The 17,763-nt window shown below is 50.8% G+C and carries 16 protein-coding genes; 4 read left to right on the forward strand and 12 right to left on the reverse strand.

Features of this window, described 5'->3' with window-relative positions; translation table 11 throughout:
* Nucleotides 1–46 precede the first annotated feature (46 nt).
* From HMPREF0860_RS07085 to pheS, 4 genes are read left to right on the forward strand one after another with little or no spacing between them, the layout of a single operon-like run.
* Nucleotides 47–1,657, forward strand: a complete 1,611-nt coding sequence (locus HMPREF0860_RS07085) for a DUF5312 family protein (protein ID WP_021329522.1) — start codon at nt 47–49, stop codon at nt 1,655–1,657.
* Complete coding sequence (locus HMPREF0860_RS07090) at nt 1,654–2,421, forward strand: hypothetical protein (RefSeq protein ID WP_021329447.1); 768 nt, start codon at nt 1,654–1,656, stop codon at nt 2,419–2,421. The genes HMPREF0860_RS07085 and HMPREF0860_RS07090 overlap by 4 nt, the downstream gene beginning before the upstream one ends.
* Before the next feature lie 39 nt (nt 2,422–2,460).
* Nucleotides 2,461–2,868: a hypothetical protein gene (locus tag HMPREF0860_RS07095; protein WP_021329419.1), complete on the forward strand. Its 408-nt coding sequence runs from the start codon at nt 2,461–2,463 to the stop codon at nt 2,866–2,868.
* 12 nt (nt 2,869–2,880) lie between these two features.
* Nucleotides 2,881–4,440, forward strand: a complete 1,560-nt coding sequence (gene pheS / locus HMPREF0860_RS07100) for a phenylalanine--tRNA ligase subunit alpha (RefSeq protein ID WP_021329527.1) — start codon at nt 2,881–2,883, stop codon at nt 4,438–4,440.
* Nucleotides 4,441–4,598: 158 nt separating this feature from the next.
* Here the strand turns inward: pheS and HMPREF0860_RS07105 are convergent, their stop codons facing one another.
* From HMPREF0860_RS07105 to HMPREF0860_RS07160, 12 genes are all read right to left on the reverse strand, one after another.
* Nucleotides 4,599–4,979: a DUF1667 domain-containing protein gene (locus HMPREF0860_RS07105; protein WP_021329503.1), complete on the reverse strand. Its 381-nt coding sequence runs from the start codon at nt 4,977–4,979 to the stop codon at nt 4,599–4,601.
* Between the two features lie 66 nt (nt 4,980–5,045).
* Nucleotides 5,046–6,443: an NAD(P)/FAD-dependent oxidoreductase gene (locus HMPREF0860_RS07110; protein ID WP_021329415.1), complete on the reverse strand. Its 1,398-nt coding sequence runs from the start codon at nt 6,441–6,443 to the stop codon at nt 5,046–5,048.
* On the reverse strand, nt 6,440–7,954 hold the full coding sequence (locus tag HMPREF0860_RS07115; protein WP_021329471.1) for an NAD(P)/FAD-dependent oxidoreductase: 1,515 nt from the start codon (nt 7,952–7,954) through the stop codon (nt 6,440–6,442). The genes HMPREF0860_RS07110 and HMPREF0860_RS07115 overlap by 4 nt, the downstream gene beginning before the upstream one ends.
* Before the next feature lie 107 nt (nt 7,955–8,061).
* Complete coding sequence (locus tag HMPREF0860_RS07120; RefSeq protein ID WP_021329390.1) at nt 8,062–8,901, reverse strand: carbohydrate ABC transporter permease; 840 nt, start codon at nt 8,899–8,901, stop codon at nt 8,062–8,064.
* On the reverse strand, nt 8,898–9,767 hold the full coding sequence (locus tag HMPREF0860_RS07125) for a carbohydrate ABC transporter permease (RefSeq protein WP_021329479.1): 870 nt from the start codon (nt 9,765–9,767) through the stop codon (nt 8,898–8,900). The genes HMPREF0860_RS07120 and HMPREF0860_RS07125 overlap by 4 nt, the downstream gene beginning before the upstream one ends.
* 93 nt (nt 9,768–9,860) lie before the next feature.
* Nucleotides 9,861–11,222: an ABC transporter substrate-binding protein gene (locus tag HMPREF0860_RS07130; RefSeq protein WP_021329384.1), complete on the reverse strand. Its 1,362-nt coding sequence runs from the start codon at nt 11,220–11,222 to the stop codon at nt 9,861–9,863.
* A gap of 21 nt (nt 11,223–11,243) precedes the next feature.
* Nucleotides 11,244–12,203 carry a uroporphyrinogen decarboxylase family protein gene (locus HMPREF0860_RS07135; RefSeq protein ID WP_021329404.1) on the reverse strand — a complete coding sequence of 320 codons (960 nt, stop codon included), beginning with the start codon at nt 12,201–12,203 and terminating at the stop codon, nt 11,244–11,246.
* Nucleotides 12,204–12,296: 93 nt separating this feature from the next.
* On the reverse strand, nt 12,297–13,799 hold the full coding sequence (glpK, locus tag HMPREF0860_RS07140) for a glycerol kinase GlpK (RefSeq protein WP_021329504.1): 1,503 nt from the start codon (nt 13,797–13,799) through the stop codon (nt 12,297–12,299).
* A 115-nt stretch (nt 13,800–13,914) separates the two neighbouring features.
* Complete coding sequence (locus HMPREF0860_RS07145) at nt 13,915–14,754, reverse strand: metal ABC transporter permease (protein ID WP_021329410.1); 840 nt, start codon at nt 14,752–14,754, stop codon at nt 13,915–13,917.
* Between the two features lie 175 nt (nt 14,755–14,929).
* Nucleotides 14,930–15,811, reverse strand: a complete 882-nt coding sequence (locus tag HMPREF0860_RS07150; RefSeq protein ID WP_021329443.1) for a metal ABC transporter permease — start codon at nt 15,809–15,811, stop codon at nt 14,930–14,932.
* A 30-nt stretch (nt 15,812–15,841) separates the two neighbouring features.
* Nucleotides 15,842–16,732, reverse strand: coding sequence for a manganese/iron ABC transporter ATP-binding protein (locus HMPREF0860_RS07155; RefSeq protein ID WP_021329433.1), 891 nt, complete (start codon nt 16,730–16,732; stop codon nt 15,842–15,844).
* Nucleotides 16,733–16,745: 13 nt separating this feature from the next.
* Nucleotides 16,746–17,696 (reverse strand): metal ABC transporter substrate-binding protein, encoded by a 951-nt coding sequence (locus HMPREF0860_RS07160; protein ID WP_038080376.1) that lies wholly within the window; start codon nt 17,694–17,696, stop codon nt 16,746–16,748.
* Between the last annotated feature and the right edge of the window lie 67 nt (nt 17,697–17,763).

A 17,763-nucleotide genomic window follows, 5' to 3' on the forward strand; every position in this document is an offset into this window, starting at 1 on the left:
TCGCCGAGCTCTTGCAAAAACATCGAAATGAATTACAATAGTATACATGAGTTTATTCCGCGCGATCGTCGTTTTTTTCGAATCGATATTCAACAAAGCTTCCCCCGAAATGCAGCAGCGGCTGCAGAAAAAAAAGCTCGAAAGCGAAATCCTTTCCGCACAACCCGCCCTGTACCGGAACGGGCGTATTTTGCCGAACTTTGCGGAAGCCGTGCGTATCCTGTACGTGAACACGCATCCGCTCAACGAATTGTTTTCCGAAACGATCGGCGGCTCCGATATTCCGAAACAACGGCGTTTTGAAGCGCAGCTCGTACTGACCGGTTTTACGCCGGAAGATCAGGAAGCGGTAAAATCGCTTTCGTACGCAAACAGAAAAAAAGCCGCGGCTGCAGCGGGAGCCGATCAAGACCGCGAGTTCGAGCACCAGCGGCATACGCTCGAAAGAATAATAAAAGCGCTCAACGGCGATTCATTTAAAAACATCGACAGAGAATTGATCGCACTGCACCAGCTCGTCGACTTGTGCCGTTTCAATTTCGCCGCAATCATCCATCCTTTCGATGCGAATTTTACAACGGTCAATTTGTCGTATAAGCCGGTATATCAAGAAGTGCCTCTCGCGCGGCTCGGAAACGCGCTCGAAGATCTGTATTTTCAAATCGAAGGATTGCAGATTACGACAGCCGTCGTGCAAGCCGTCATCGCGCTCGCACAGCTGAAAAACAACGGTTCGCTTTCCGCATCTCGGACGGAAGCGTATACGGAAAATGTAAAAAAAATCGCATACATCGTAACGCACGTGCTCACACCCGAGCACTTAAAAGCGCTCATCCGCATACACAGGGAAAATGCCGAATACAAACCCGCCGCAGTCGAATATCACGAGTCGGCGCGGAAGAATTTCGCTGCGTGGCTGCAGCAACAGTATCTGGCGGATGAACAACGGATCAAAACGGAACTCAAAGACGAGCGGCTTTCAAGCGAACTTTCAAAACTCTTCAACGATTCCCCGCTCGCGACGCTTGCCGGATACGATGCGAGCACAAATGAAAAGCTCCAAGCGAATACGGCGTTCGCATTTGCATGGATTACGCCGATGCAGATTCTCAAAACGTTTTTGCAGCAATACTTTACCGAGCCGATACAAGCGCTTTTGAACAATATCATCATCGAAGGTTTTTTCAACAATCAAACGTATAAATCGGAATTTTCAAGCACCGTATACGCATCCTGCGAATGCGCAGGTAGAATCAAAGCGTTTGAAAATCTTTTTTCACGCGGCAAAATGTTCGACACCGCCGTACTCGAAGGCTATATCGTCGACAGTCACAAAGACAACGATTTTTATACTAAGCTCGAAACGATGGTCGCGAACGTCAACGCAAGCGCGCAAAAGCTGGTACAGGAAGAGATACATCATCTGCAAACCGCATACATCCAAATAAACGAATTGCTTGCCGATGCGAAAAAAGCGAACAGCGAAATCATTTCAAACCTTAAACTATTGATGATGTCGTCGCGCAACAGAGACAACGTCGACCTGCTCGAACGCCAGCTTCCGAACTGGACAATTTTTTTTGAGATTATGAAAAATTATACGATAATAAATGTAAAGGCAAACGAGACCGGAAGGCAAATTAAGATCGACAGATGAAAAAAATATTAATAACAATGCACGACATGATCTCCTCCGATAAGCGTGCGCTCGCATGTGCACTGCGCTTCGTATTGACAATTTTTTTTCTCTTCGCCGCGTGCGTATTTCCTCACGCAAAAGCGGGTGCGGCGTTTTCGCAAACGCCGGACATCGTCGCGCATATCCGCATACCGCTGTGGGCGGAGCTCGACGCGTATCCGGCTCTCGCAGAAGCACAGGATAGTTCCACAGGCATATTCGATTATTCGATCGCACGGCTGAAAACGCTCGCACCGTTTATCATCGGAGGAATGGTACACGGCTGGAATTTCAGCTACACGCCGTCCGATAAACTGCGCGGCGTCGAAGAGTACATGGATTTTTCTCCGGTGCGGGAACTGGGGGAAGCGGAGCAAAGAATCACGTATGCAAAACCGTGGATTGAAAACGGCAAAGTATTCTGCTGGGCGGAATTTACGCGGACGGAGCCGATGATTCAAAATTATTATCTTTGGGCGTCGATCACAAACGATACGGTACACGGTATAGGCTACGGAAAAATATCCCGCGGCTTCGACGGTATAACGGATGCCGTGCGGGACGCGATCAAAGACGCAGTGCGCGCCTATTTTCGGACAAAGATAAAAAATAAGCCGAAAGAAATATGCGGCAGAGTGCTTCTCAGGCGGGAGCCGCTTATCGGTATTGACGCCGGGCGCTATAAAGTCCAGCTTGATTTTTTTCTTGAAACTGATAAAATACTACCGTATACCCAATTTTAACATGTCGAAAGACGAAGGGCACTACGGAGGTACCGCGTTATGAAAAAAAATTTGCTCGTATGCTGCATGCTCTTTGCAGGGGTCGTTATGTTTGCCCAAAGAACGGGGACGTTTACGCCCGAAACATCCGCCGATAACAGAGGCTATGACGAAAAGACGACGCGCATCATCATACCGGAAAATCAGCACACGACCGACGACACGGCCGAAGTTCGCATCGAATATACGCCGCGTTATGACGAAGTGCGCATTTACTACACGTGTATGTATGTCACCTACGACAAGGGCCAAGCGATGAACACCGTACTCGCGTGCCTCGAAGATTTTATGAAAGCGAATCAATATTATCACTACAAGTACCTTGCGCGCGACAAAGAAAAATATTTTAAAAACGAACGCGGCTACAGCTGCGCGCAGTATATGTCGTACGTAAAATTCACTCGGTAAATCAGGCACGCAATGGACGTTTCAAACATTATTAAAAATCTGCATCCGCTCGAAACGAAAGTGCTTTTGCGCTATTCGCAAAAAGACGATTTAACGTCCGAAAAACTGCAAAAAGATTTGGACTACAAAGAAGGCCACGCGAACCAGGCGTTTTCGTGGCTTTCCGGCAAAGAGCTCGTTAAAGAAGCCGGCAGAACGCCGCACACGTATTACGAAATCACCGAGCTCGGCCGCTCCATCGTAAAAGTCGGCAGCACGATCGAAGAACGCTTTATCGATTTTATAAAAGAACACGGCGCCCAAGTGCTTCCGAAGATCGCCGCGGCGCTGAACATCGAAAGCAAAGATATCGGAAGCGCATTCGGTCAGCTTGCAAAAGACGGCGTTTTGAAAATGAACGACGAAAAACAGGTCGTCATAACCGACAAGCCTCTTCCGAAACGCATTTCGATCGTCAAAGAATTATTAAAAAAAGCTGCAGCTGCCGAAAACGGACAGATCGACAGAGAATCGCTTTCCGCCGAAGAAAAGGACGTCATCGCAAGCCTCGCAAAAAAGAGGGGTGCTGCGGACAGCCCGTTCAAAATCATCGAACGCGAAACGGTTACGTATAAACTTACCGACGCATACGAAAAAGTCGTCGAAGCGCTCAAAAAAGCCGGCATCACCGGAAACGAAATCGGAGAAGTGACGCCGCAGCTGCTCTCTTCGGGCGACTGGAAACGCGGAACTTTCCGCGCGTACAACATCGCGATTCCGCCGGCACGCATCATCCCCGGCAGAACGAATCCCTACGTGCAGTTTCTCGAATCGGTTAAAGACAAACTTTCGTCGCTCGGCTTTCAGGAGTTCGACGGCCCGCTCGTCGAAACCGAATTCTGGAACGGAGACGCGCTCTTTATGCCGCAGTTCCACGCGGCGCGCGACATCCACGACGTATACCGCATCAAAAATCCGACGCACGCAAAATCGATCGAAGAGCCCTACCTGTCGAACGTCAAACGCATCCACGAAAACGGAGGAGATTCGGGAAGCCGCGGATGGAATTACCGCTTCGACACCGAGTTTACGCGGCGCCTCATTTTGCGAAGTCAGGGCACCGTTCTCTCCGCGCACCGGCTCCACAAAGCCGAAGTGCCCGGAAAATATTTCGGCATCGTGCGCTGCTTCCGCTACGATAAAGTCGACGCGACGCACTTGAGCGATTTTTATCAAACCGAAGGTATAGTGCTCGGAAACGACGTCAACTTAAAAACGCTGCTCGGATTTTTAAAAATGTTCGCAACGGAAATCGCAGGCGCAACCGACGTCAAATACGTGCCCGGTTATTTTCCGTTTACCGAACCGTCGATCGAAGTGCACATAAAACATCCGGTGCTCGGCTGGTTCGAACTCGGCGGCTCGGGCATATTCCGCCCCGAAGTGACGAAAGCGATGGGCGTCGACGTACCCGTTTTGGCGTGGGGTATCGGCATAGACCGCATGGCGCTTATGGCGCTCGGACTCAACGATTTGCGCGAACTTTTCAGCGACGATATCGAACAGGTGCGCCTCCGAAAAGCGAAGTTTTAACAATTAATAAATCATCGTTCGAGTTCTATAATTATTAATATAAAAAAAGGGGGAAGTCTCCCCCTCGTTTCAAAGTCCTCGCGCTCAGGCGCTCCGGTCTTTTTCACTACCCCCTCTGCGCTTACACCCCGCAAGGCTGCGAACCGTATCGCAGGCGCTCACAGAGAGGCGACGTCATCGCATGCGACGATATCGGCACCCGTATTGAGGATGTCTTCACAAAGTACGTCTCCCGCACAAACGGGAGCCGGGACGCACAGGCGCTTTATCACTTCCATGCATTCGAGCTGCATATCGCGCGGAACTTCCGTTTTCGACTTTGCAGGCACGAGCCGAGAGGCGCCGCCTGAAACCTGCACCGTACACGTGAGTGTCCGCTCGGGATTCGTAAGTTCTTTGTACGCGTACGCTTCGCCTCTCTTGCACGCGTTGCCCGTAACCGAATATGCAGGCGCCGCTGTCGACAGTTTCGTCACTTCAAGCTGACAGCCCATCGGACAGATGATGCACGTCATCGTCTTTTTTTCGTTTATCTCCATAAGAAACCTCGTATTCCGAATTTACAAAATTTTAAAATCGCGTCTGCACAATGCCGCGCCTTTCGGTCAGTCTATCGTATCTTCCGGCGTTTCGATCGAAACGGTGAGCGGCGCTTCAACCTTTGCAAGCGAAAAAGCCGGCACGTCCGCAATCTGCATTTCGCCCGGACGCACGATCCGCGCTTTTTTCGAATAGAGCCGCTCGTTGCCGCTGTAGACGGCGACGGTAACGCCGCGGTACACGTCGGTACTGCGGAACATGATCTGTACTTTCGGCTCGTCTTTTTTATCCGCATACTTTTTCGACGCACTTTCTTTAAAGGCATCGTCCCGATCGATATGCTGCGGCACGGTGTAGCGCACGCGGTTTCCCGGTCGTATCGGAAGCGCATGTAAAGCGGCATTCGCGGCGTTTTGTCTCGCGCTTTCCGCGCAAAGCGCGTATTCGGCCGCACACTTTCCGGCGAGCACGCTTTCGGTCGTCACGAAATCGACCAAGTCGTGAACGTGTACGGTATTGCCGCACGCAAAGATGCCGGGTACGCTCGTTTCCATAAGCTGATTGACCGACGGTCCCTTCGTCACCGGATCCATGTGAACGCCCGCACCCGTACTCACTTCGTTTTCGGGAATGAGTCCGACCGAAAGGAGAAGCGTATCGCACGCGACGTATTCTTCCGAACCTTTTACCGGACGGCGGTTCGCATCGACGGCAGCAATCGTAACGCCCGTCACGCGCTCTCTCCCGTGTATTTCGATAACCGTCGTACTCAATTTCAGCGGTATGTTGAAGTTTTCGAGACACTGCGTCATATTGCGGCTCAAGCCCGCCGAATACGGCATCACTTCGCACACGACTTTTACGTCGCACCCTTCGAGCGTGAGCCGCCTCGCCATGATAAGCCCGATGTCGCCGCTTCCCAAAATGACGATTTTTTTGCCGGGCAAGTACCCGTCGATATTGACGAAACGCTGCGCGCTTCCGGCCGTAAAGATGCCCGCCGGCCGCGTCCCCGGAATGACGAGGGCGCCCCGCGTCCGCTCTCTGCAGCCCATCGCGAGGATAACCGTCTTCGTGTGCAAAAACATGAGTCCGTCTTTTGCGTTCATCGCCGTAACGACGTGTTCTCCGCTCGTTTTATCGAACGACGTTTCGGTCAGTCCCGCGCCTTCGAAATCTTCCGCCTTATCGATCGAAATAACCATCGTATCCGTTTTGTATTCGATGCCCCGCTCGCGAACCTGCGCGACAAAGCGGCCTGCGTATTCGGGACCCGTCAGCTCCTCTCCGAAATAGTGAAGACCGAATCCGTTGTGAATGCACTGCAAAAGAATTCCGCCGAGCTTCGAATCGCGTTCCAAAATTAATAATTTTTCAGCACCGTTGTCGTATGCCGAAACGGCCGCGGCAAGACCGGCCGGCCCGCCGCCGACAATGACCGCATCGTATATCGTATTGCTCATCGTTTTGCCCCCTGCATCGATTCATCGTCGGAAAAGTCGCGCGTTTTGCCTGCAAGCATGAACGACGCGCCGCCTTTTTTCGTCACCGACGTCATCGGAATATGCGCTTCGCGCGAAAGGATTTCCGTAACGCGCGGCGAGCAAAAACCGCTTTGACACCTGCCCATGCCCGCCCGCGTCCTCCGCTTGATGCCGTCGACATCGAGCGCGCCGAGCGGAGAACGGATCGCCTGCACGATTTCCGCTTCGGTTACCGTTTCGCAGCGGCAGATGATCTGCCCGTACAGAGGATCTTCTTTAATAAGTTTTAAGCGCATCGCAATATCCGCCGTGTGAAAGGCGGTGATCCCCTTTCGCTCTTCGATAAAATCGTCCCGGTTTTTTACAGCGAGACCCGCGCTTTTAAGCAGTTCCGCGACGTATTCGGCAATTGCCGGAGCGGCTGAAAGACCGGGCGAGCAGATACCACTCGCGTTGATAAAACCTTTTACGTTCGCATCTTCTTCGATGATAAAATCTTCGACGCTTTCACCCGCATTTCCGTTTTCATCCGCTTCGCAGGCGATCGCGCGGATACCGGCAAAGGAATTGATAATATTGCCGCGGGGAATATCGGGGATCGTCAGCGACGCTTTTGCAAGCACGTCCGCCTGCGATACGGCGGTCGTACCGGTATAGCCGTCCATATCGCCGCTTTGGTCGTCGGCGCTCGGCCCGATCAAAATATTGCCGTCGACGGTCTGCGTTACGAGCACGCCTTTTCCGAGCGCGGTCGGCGTTTGAAAAAGCGTATGATTGACGAGGGATTTACAGTTGTTGTCGAGAAGACAGTATTCACCGCGCCGCTGCTTGATGACGAATCTTCGAGCGCCCGCCATCGCGCTCACTTTATCCGCAAAGATACCTGCAGCGTTTACGACGTACTTCGCGCGGATCTCTCCGTGCCCCGTACGTAGCACGAAGACGCCGTCCGTTTTTTCGATCGCGTGAACCGCCGTATTTCTGAAAAATTCCGCGCCGTTTATGACCGCGCTTTCGGCAAACGCCCACGTCGCTTTGTACGGACACATGATCCCCGCAGTCGGAGAGTACAGCGCTGCAAGCGAATTGTCGCCGAGATTCGGTTCCATATCGTGCAGTTCTTCGCTTTCGACGATGCGCAAATCCTTTACGCCGTTTTTTTTGCCGCGTTCAAGCAGCGTATTTAAAAGCGTCCTGCCCTGTTCGTCGAAAGCGATGACGAGAGAACCGTTATTTTCGTAATCGAAATGCAATTTTTTTGCAAGTTCCGGATACAGTTCGCTTCCGCGCACGTTGAGGCGCGCCATAAGCGTACCGGGCACGGGATCGAATCCTCCGTGAACGATCGCGGAGTTCGCTTTCGAACTGCCGCACGCAACATCGTTTTCTTTTTCAATGAGCGCGATCTTTGCGGAAGTTTTTGCAAGCTCCCGCGCGATGCAGGCACCGGTAATCCCCGCGCCGATTATCGCAACATCATACGTACCCATGTATATCATACCTCCCTTTCAAACAATATTTCCAAAACGACAATTATCATGCACACAACGGATACTGCGGATTAAAGGATAGCGCAAAATGTATCGCCTCGAAATACTTATCCTTTTACGGCTCCCGAAAGAGAACCGTATTTTTGCATCATTTGAAAAATCAAATACACGACTATAATCGGAATGATAACGACGGTCGTACCGGCAAGGATCACCGGCCACGGAGTAGAAAGACCATCGCTGACAGGCAAAAGCGAAATCGAAATCATCAACGTATATTTTTCCGCTTTGCGCAAAAAAAGCATCGGCCAAAAAAAATCGTTCCAGCGAGCGACAATCGTCAACGAAGCCCACGAAATCAAAGCCGGTACTATGACGGGGAACATGATTTTATTAAAAATGCCGAAATCTTTACAACCGTCGATCCGCGCCGCTTCGAGCAGTTCATCGGGGACATCGAGTATATATTGCCGCATATAAAAGATACCGACGGCGGTTGCGATCTTCGGAACTATCAACGACCATAAACTGTTGATGAGATGGAGACGCCGCATAATCAAAAATTGCGGAACGGCTCCCACTTCGGGAGGAATGAGCATCGTCGCGATGACAAAGTAAAATAAAACATCCCGTCCGGGAAACCTGTACTTTGCAAACGCAAAGCCCGCGAGTGCACAAAAATACACCGTTGTAACCGTACCGAGCGCCGTCGTAAAAATACTGTTAAAGAAATTTTTTCCGATCGGGATCTGTTTAAAAAGCTGCATGTAATTGCGCAGCGTCGGATGCAAAACGAAAAGCGAATTAAAACCGCTTATATTTTCCGTCGGCGTTTTGAGCGAGATAATGCACATCCATGCGATCGGAAAGAGCGCAATAAAAGCGATACACAGCATGACGGCGTATTTTACGAGACACTGTGTCGATCGGACGGCTTGTGTCGTCATATTTCACCCTGCCCTTTTTTCACCGCAAACTGTATCAGCGACAACAGCAACAATATAAGCATAAGGATGCAACCGACGGCCGACGCATAACCCATCTTAAAAATCGTAAATCCCGTTTCGTACATATATTGAAAAAGAGAAGTATTGCTCGTGCCGGGACCGCGCAATATGTACGGTTCGTTGAAAATTTTCCACGAGTCAACCGTAAGCGTGATAAAGCAGAAAAAGATAATATTGCTGAGTTCCGGAAGCGTGATATATATGAATTGCCGCAAAAATCCCGCACCGTCAACTTTCGCCGCATCGTAATAGTCGCGGTTGATCGCAAGCAAACCGGAATACAATATGAGCATAAACCACGGCGTGTTTCGCCACACATTGAGTACGATGACGGGCGCTTTACTCAGATGAGTACTCGTAAGCCAAAGCTGCGGATTTCCCCTGCATAAAATTATTATTTCATTAATCAAACCGACAGTATCGTCAAACAGCAGGCGGAATATCAACCCCATGGCGATCGCCGCGCAGACGTTCGGCAAAAAAACGATCGTACTGAAAACAGATTTTGTCCTTTGCGCCAGAGAATTGACGATGAGCGCGAGCACCATCGCAAAAACGAGAATAAAAACAAGCGCCGTTATCCAATATATAAACGTATTGAAAAACGAATTCCAAAACATTTTATCGCCGGCAAGCATTATATAATTCGCCGTACCGACGTTTTTCGGCGTACCGATGCCGTTCCACTCCGTAAAGCTTATGACTATCGTCCACAAAAGCGGCACCAGCTGAAATACGAAAAACAATACAAAAAACGGTAAAATAAAAAGATACGGATATTTATATTTATTGATAGCAGAGCGCATACGCCCCTTTCTCCAAAAATCGGGCAGACTCGAAAGGGTCTGCCCTGAATAAGACCGGAGAATCTTAAAAATTTCGGTCTTCGGTGAGGCCCTCTATTCGACGACGACGGCTTTTCCGATCCTCTGCTTTAAGACGCTGTCCATATTTGCGACGGCTTGCTGCATCGTTTGGTCGCCGGCCACATAGAGTTCAAGCTCATGGCTGATGATCAAATCGGCTTCGGCATCCTGCGCAGTTACGGTAAGATTTTTGCTCGGGTTGTTCAAGCACTTCGCTTCCCACTCTCTGAAACTCTGTCCGCCGTAAAATTCGGACGGCTCTTTCCAAAACGGATCTTCGAACATGGCAAGCGTAATCGGATTCGCATACGGCGCGTTTTGCTCAACCATAGCCCGCACCCACGTCTTTCTCGCTTCGTTGTCGTGATGGAAATCGTACCACAGCTTTTCGACGAGACCTGCGTATTTTCCGTCGGGTTTTGCGACGACGGCGAAGTATGAACATACAGGAGCGCCGCCCGTGCCGACTTCTTTAAATACGGGAGCCGGCATAACACGCCACTGCCCCGATGTTTCGTTTACGTTCTTTCTGATAAATTCGTCCCAAAATGCGCCGATATAAAAGGTCGCTATGCGGCCCGTACGCATAGCATCGTAGAGCGGTGCTTGGAAAATCGCGGAATTCAGCAAGAGTTTTTCCGAATACAATGTATCGAGCACACCCATCGCAAGTTTCGTACCCGGATCGGATCCGATCACTACGGAGCCGTCATCGCCCCATATCCGCGCATTCGCCTGCGGCATCAAACCCCGTCGTCCCCAATAACGCCACGTCATCGCACCCGGATCGATGTAGGAAAGATATACGGTTCCGCCGCTCTTTTGCTTGAGCGTACGACCCGCTTCAATATAGCCGTCCATCGTCGACATCGTCGCCGGATCGATTCCGTATGCATCCAAAACCGCTTTATTGTAAAAGAGAACTTGCGGGCGTACTTGATCGGGCAAACCGTAAATGCGTCCTTTGTAGACCGCATCGTTTTCGCAGCCTGCGACAAAATCCGAAAGCATCGGTTTTACGTAATCGGTTTCATCCTTTATCATACCGCCGGCAGCGAGATCCTTTAAGTTGACTGGATCTATATATATGGCATCGGGCAGATCCTGATATGAACCGGCAAGATAGGTCATCGAAATTTTTTCGCGCGTATCGGCGGCTCCCTTCGTCTGCACAATTTCGATTTTTACATCCGGTGCAATGTCTCTGTTTTTTTCAAGCCACGCGTCGTAATATTGCAAAAGATATTGCGGCTGCCCGTAGCCGTAGATAACGACGGTTCCTGCAGGATACACCGCCTTGCTGCCCGCACCCTTTGTCTTTTGAGAACACCCCGCAAGCGATAGGGCGAAGACAGCGAACGCGACGGAAAAAACGATACTCATTCTCTTGTTCATATTGTCTCCTTGAGTTAATTATTATTTCGAACGCACGGTTCGCACCGCCGTGTTAATCCGTTCGTAAGCCAAATCCGTTGCAAGCGTGCAGTCCGCCCCCATGATAAACTTTTTATGCCCCATTTCGGCGATAATTTTTTTGATCGCTTTCTTTAAATCTTCATCGCTGCCCTGAGTCCACATCTTCGCGCGGTTCGGAAGCCCTCCCATAATCGCTGAAGTTGAAAAAAGCTTTTTCCCTTCTTTAAGAGAAAAATTCGTTTCGACAACGCCCCAGTTTACGATATCCGCATAGGACGCATAGGGCTTAAAACGCTGCATATTTAAATTATTTTTACACATATGCAACAGCACATATCCGCCCTTCGCTTTTATATGCTTTATCACTTGTAAATCGAAGGGCAAAACAGCTCGGGAAAATTCTTCATCGGTATAAAAATGGCGTTCCCCGCCGAGCGCCGCGTAATAGACGCCGTCGGCTCCGGCTTCGAAGATCATATCCGCCATAATGCAAAGCCCGTCGGCAATCCTCCGGCATGCGTCGAGATACGGCTCGCCCTTTTCACGCAGATGCGACACCTGCATCTCCCGTACGGGAAGGTAGCCGTAGCGCGCTTCAATCGGATGAATCGATGAAGCGCAAATTCCGTGAATCGTCGCAAGAGAAAAATCGTCCGGTCCCAAACGATCGATAATCTTTTTGACAAAATCACCGAAGTCGGAAATAAATTTCGTTTTTCGGCTGAACGACGGAATGATTTTCCAATCCGTCGGAACACGGATGCTGCCGAAATCGGGAACGAGATATTCGTTCATGATCTTCATAATATCGACATCGGTTTTTTTGTAGAATTCGAGATGCGATGCCACACCCTTATTCGATTTTGCCTTTTCGGAAGGAAAATGAAGAGAATACGAAGAAGGTACAACATCGACCTCTTGTCCGAGTACGGCTGCAAGCACACGTTCACGTTTCGTCATTGCACAATCCTTTTATAACCGTCGCTGAAAACCGACGGCGTTTTCAAAAGTTTTTTATAACAAAATTAACGATAAAACAAATATACGTAGTTGTCAACATTTTTCCGCCCAGCCTTTTGCGCGTTCAACCGCACGCTTCCACGACGCGTACAGCGCATCGCGCTTTTTATTTTCCATCTCGGGAGTAAAAATTTTATCCATCTTCCAAAAGCCGAGCAATTCGTCTTTATCGTGCCAAAAGCCGACGGCAAGCCCCGCAAGAAAGGCGGCGCCCGTCACCGTCGTTTCGACGTTTTTCGGCCGGTACACGGGCGTATCGAGTATGTCGGACTGAAACTGCATCATCGGATTGCTCACACTCGCCCCGCCGTCGACTTTGAGCGTCGGAATCGCGCAGCCTGCGTCCTCTTTCATGCACTCAAGCTCGTCCTTTACTTGAAACGCGATCGCTTCGAGCGCCGCACGGCAGATATGCGCTTTATTCGCACCGCGCGTAAGCCCCGTAATCGTACCGCGCGCATAGGGATCCCAGTACGGCGCGCCGAGCCCCGTAAAAGCCGGCACGATAATCACGCCGTTCGAATCCGAAACGGTTTCGGCAAGCGTATCGCATTCGTGCGCCGTCGCAATGAGGCCGAGTTCGTCGCGCAGCCATTTGATGAGCGCCCCGCCGATAAACACGCTGCCTTCGAGCGCGTAGGTCACGGAGCCGTTTATACCGAGCGCAATCGTCGTCAACAGTTTGTGAGAAGATGCGACCGGCTTTGTCCCCGTGTGCATGAGCAAAAAACAGCCGGTGCCGTACGTCGATTTCGTTTCGCCCGCGTTGAAACAGCCCTGTCCGAAAAGTGCCGCCTGCTGATCGCCGATAACGGACGCGATCGGAACTTCGAAACCGCATACGTTTTTGTCGGTCGTCGTATACACGTACGACGAATCTTTTACGTCGGGAAGAATGCATCGCGGTATACCGAGCAGCTGCAAAAGGTCATCGTCCCATTTCAGCGTATGAATATTGAAAAGCATCGTGCGGCACGCATTCGTATAATCCGTTACGTGACATTTGCCGCCGCTCAGCTTCCACACGAGCCACGTGTCGATCGTACCTGCCAGGAGCTCGCCGTTTTGTGCACGTTCACGCACGCCTTCGACGTTATCCAAAATCCATTTGATTTTCGTACCGGAAAAATACGCGTCGGGAAGCAGCCCCGTCTTTTCGCGGATCACGTCCCCCTGCCCCGACAGCACCAATTCGTCGGCGAGTTCCGCCGTTCTGCGGCATTGCCACACGATCGCGCGATACACGGGCTTTCCCGTCGCCTTATCCCACAGCACGACCGTTTCCCGCTGATTCGTTATGCCGATCGCAGCGATTTCCGCCGCTTCGATGCGGGCGCTCCGCACGACTTCTTGGAGCACCGAAAGCTGGCACAAAAACAGCTCTTCGGCATCGTGCTCGACCCAGCCCGGCTTCGGATAATATTGATTGAATTCCTGCTGCGCACTTGCGATTTTATTCGCTTCGTGATCAAACACGACAGCCCGCGACGACGTCGTTCCCTGATCGAGCGCAACGATATACTTTTTTTCGGACACAGCGCACATCCGCGATATAAGTGCCATTATACCACGAAATCCACCGCATAGCCAAAAAAAATAAAAATAAAAAATAAAAGATTCGGTTTCGACTTTGCTTTTTTAGAACGACTTTTTACAATAATTTTCGGCGCACAATCATGCCGTACTTCGGCGCAAACATCATCGTCAAAACGAAAAACAGCGCTTCGGTTAAAATAATGCACGCGCCGGTCGCTCCGTTCAAAAAATAGCTTGCGTAAGTGCCGACGAGCGCGCTCGCTGCGGCCGACAATGCGGAAATACAAAGCATGCGGTTAAGTCTGTCCGTTAAAAGATAGGCGATACAGCCCGGTATAATCAGCATTGCAACCGTAAGCAAAATCCCGACCGCTTGCAGCGAAGCGACAATCGTCAGCGCCGTAAGCGCAAGAAAAAGATAATGTATAAACCTTATGTTGAGCCCGATCGCTCTCGCATGATTTTGATCGAACAAATACAAAAGAATATCCTTGCGTTTGGCGACGACCAGCACAAGCGTTATGAGCGAACAGACAACCGCCTGTATCATATCGCGCTTTTCGATTCCCAAAAGACTTCCGAACAGAATATGCATAAAATGGATGTTCGAACTCACCTTCGTAACGAGGATCAACCCCAGCGCCATCATGCCGGTAAAAACCGCGCCCATAACCGAATCTTCTCGGATGCGGCTCCGCTCTTTTATCCAGCCCGTGGCGGCCGCGTTGAGCAAGCCCGCCGCAAAGGCGCCGACTCCCAGCGGAATATGAACGAGGTAGGCGACGACGATGCCCGGCAGTACGGCGTGCGAAATCGCGTCTCCCATGAGCGACCATCCCTTTAAAATAAGGTAGCACGAAACGACTGCGCACACGCAGCCGACCAAAGCCGCAATCACGAGCGCCTTTACCATAAAGCCGTACATAAACGGTTCGATAAGTTTTGTCCACAACATACCTTTCTCCCAACTGACTTCCGCTTATTAATTTTTTTCGGGCGGCTCGGTTTTCGCGCCTGCGAAAACCGCCGGGCTTTCCGCACTTCCGCTTTCGCTTCATTCGCCGGTTTACAGCTTTGCAATCCGGCGAACGCCTCCGGCGGTGCTCCAATCCCTGCCGCAAAAAGTACCTTCAGCCTTCGATCGTCCTTTTTGCAAAAAAAGCCCTTACAGCCTTTGCCGCGTTCAGCTTTGCCGCAAGTATTCCGTGACGCGGCGCAAAAAAGAGGACGGCTAAAAAAAACAAAAACTGCAGCGCAACGATGCAGCCGCCTGTCGACCCGTTCAAAAAATAACTGATATACGCGCCGGCGGAAGACGTAAGCACGCCGATAATCGACGCGAGGCGCATCATCGAAGAAAATGTATCCGTAAGCAAATAGGCGGCTGCTCCCGGCGTTACAAGCATTGCGACGACCAAAATACTGCCGACCGTTTGCAGCGCAGCGATCGCCGTAACGGCGAGCAGCGTAAGCAGTAAGAGGTACAAGACATTCGTGTTGAGGCCTATCGCGCGCGCCTGCGCCGGGTCGAACGAAAACAGGCGCAAATCCTTCCACTTAAGCAAAATAATCGCAAGGCTGCTCCCGGCAATAATCAGCGTTTGAACGATGTCACGGTCGGCAATGCCGAGAATGTTTCCCATAACGATCGTCGAAAGCGTTATGTTGCTCGGAAACAGCGAAATAAGCAAAACGCCCAGCGCAAAAAAAGTCGTATACACGATTCCGATAACGGCGTCTTCGCGGATCCGAGTGCGCTTTTTTATAAAGCCCATCGCAAGGGCGGCGAGCATGCCGCTTATAAACGCGCCGACCGAAAACGGTATGCCGATTATGTACGCAACGGCAACTCCCGGAACCACCGCATGCGATAAGGCATCGCCGAGCAGCGACCAGCCTTTGAGAACTACAAAGCACGAAAGCAGCGCGCACACACCGCCGATAAAGCCGCTGACGAGGATCGCCTTTACCATGTATTCATACTGAAACGGAATCAATAAATTCGAAAGCATTCATATTCCTCCGCAATTCCCTTATGCCGATTATTTCGGCAAAGCGGCTTCAATATTTCTAATGCCGCGCCGATAGGGCTTGCCTTCCCGCTTTGTAATCAGGGCGCCTTCATCGTCGGTAAACACTCTGAACTCGTGCGTACTGTCTTCGGGATTGTCGGTGTGATCGAGTTTAATGCTGCGCAGCGCGCCGCCGAACGCTTTTATAAGATTGTCGGCCGTAAAAGTCGTTTCCGTCGGGCCTGCGGCAAGCACCGTTTTGTTGATAATCACGACGTGATCGCAGAATTCGGGAACCGAACCCAAATCGTGCGTCGACACGAAAATCAAGTGTCCGTCGTTTTTAAGCTCACGCAAAAGATCGATTATCGCCGTTTCGGTTTTAACGTCGACTCCCGTAAAGGGCTCGTCGAGCAGGATGATTTTTCCCCGCTGCGCCAAAGCGCGCGCAAGGAATACCCGCTTTTTTTGCCCGCCGGAAAGTTCGCCTATTTGCCGGTCTTTAAACTCGAGCATTTGCACGCGCTCAAGACTGCGTTCGGCAATCTCTTTATCTTTCCTATTCGGTATGCGCAAAAAATTCATGTAGCCGTAGCGCCCCATCATAACGACATCCCACACGCTTACGGGAAACGACCAGTCCACTTCTTCCGACTGCGGCACGTAGGCAAGCAAGTGATGCTTTTGCGCCTGCCGTACCGGTTCGCCGCAGATTGTAACGGAACCGCTCATCGGTTTAATAAAACCCATTATCGTTTTAAAAAGCGTGGACTTGCCGCTGCCGTTTACGCCGACGAGCGCCGTAATCGTTCCTTTTTGCAAGCGGAACGACGCATCGTAGAGCGCAACGTGGCCGTTATTGTACGCGACGCTTACGTTTTGTACCGCAAGTTCAACGGGAACCTCCCTATCGGTATTCATATTTTGCCTCGCATTATTTTGACAAACTGTCTTGAAATCCCCTTACAATCGTATCCGCATTGTATTCGAGCATTTTCAAATACGTCGGCGCATCCCCGTCTTCGTAGGTTAAAGAATCGACGTACAAAACACCGCCGTAATAAGCGCCGGTTTCTTTGCACACTTGCAGCTGCGGCTTATTGCTGATCGTACTTTCGGAAAACGCGACGGGAATGTGATTTTTCCGTATCGTGTCCACAACCTTTTGAATTTGCTGCGGTGTGCCTTCTTCATCGGCGTTTACCGGCCACAGGTACAATTCCTTCATATTGCAGTCGCGGATAAGGTATGAAAAAGCGCCTTCGCAGGTTACGAGCCAGCGCTGCTCTTCGGGGATTTCGGAAAGTTTTTCGACCAAAAAACCGTCGATTTTTTTAATGCTTTCGCTGTAGGCTGCCGCGTTTGTGTTAAACGTTTCGGCATTGGCAGGATCCAAAGCGACAAAGGCTTTTCGGATATTTTCGACATAGACGAGGGCGTTTTTCGGTGACATCCACGAGTGAGGATTGGGCATGCCGTTGTACGGGCCTTCGCCGATACCAAGCGGCTCTATGCCCTCGCTCAGCGTTGCGCTCGGCACGTTTTTAACGCTTCCCATAAATTTTTCGAACCAGCGCTCAAGACCGAAGCCGTTGCGCAAAACCAAATCCGCAGACTGCGCCTTTACGACGTCGAGCGGCGTCGGTTCGTATTCGTGAATTTCCGCACCGGGCTTTGTAATCGATTCGACGAGAATCTTATCGCCCGCAATATTTTGCGCCATGTCCTGCAAGATTGTAAAGGTCGTTACGACACGCTTAGGCCGTGCCGAATCCTGAGCGCTCGCGGATGCCGCACTTTTTTTTGCGCATCCGGTAATACAGACGGCGCACAACACTGCCGCCGCGGCAATCGAAACGGCGGTAAACCCTATGTTTTTTTTCATATCAACTCCCATAAAAACTTTTGCAGGAAATATCAATTTCCGAAAAAGTTTTTAGCCGTGCGCGCGT

The sequence above is a fragment of the Treponema socranskii subsp. socranskii VPI DR56BR1116 = ATCC 35536 genome (genome assembly GCF_000468115.1).
Taxonomy (GTDB): domain Bacteria; phylum Spirochaetota; class Spirochaetia; order Treponematales; family Treponemataceae; genus Treponema_D; species Treponema_D socranskii.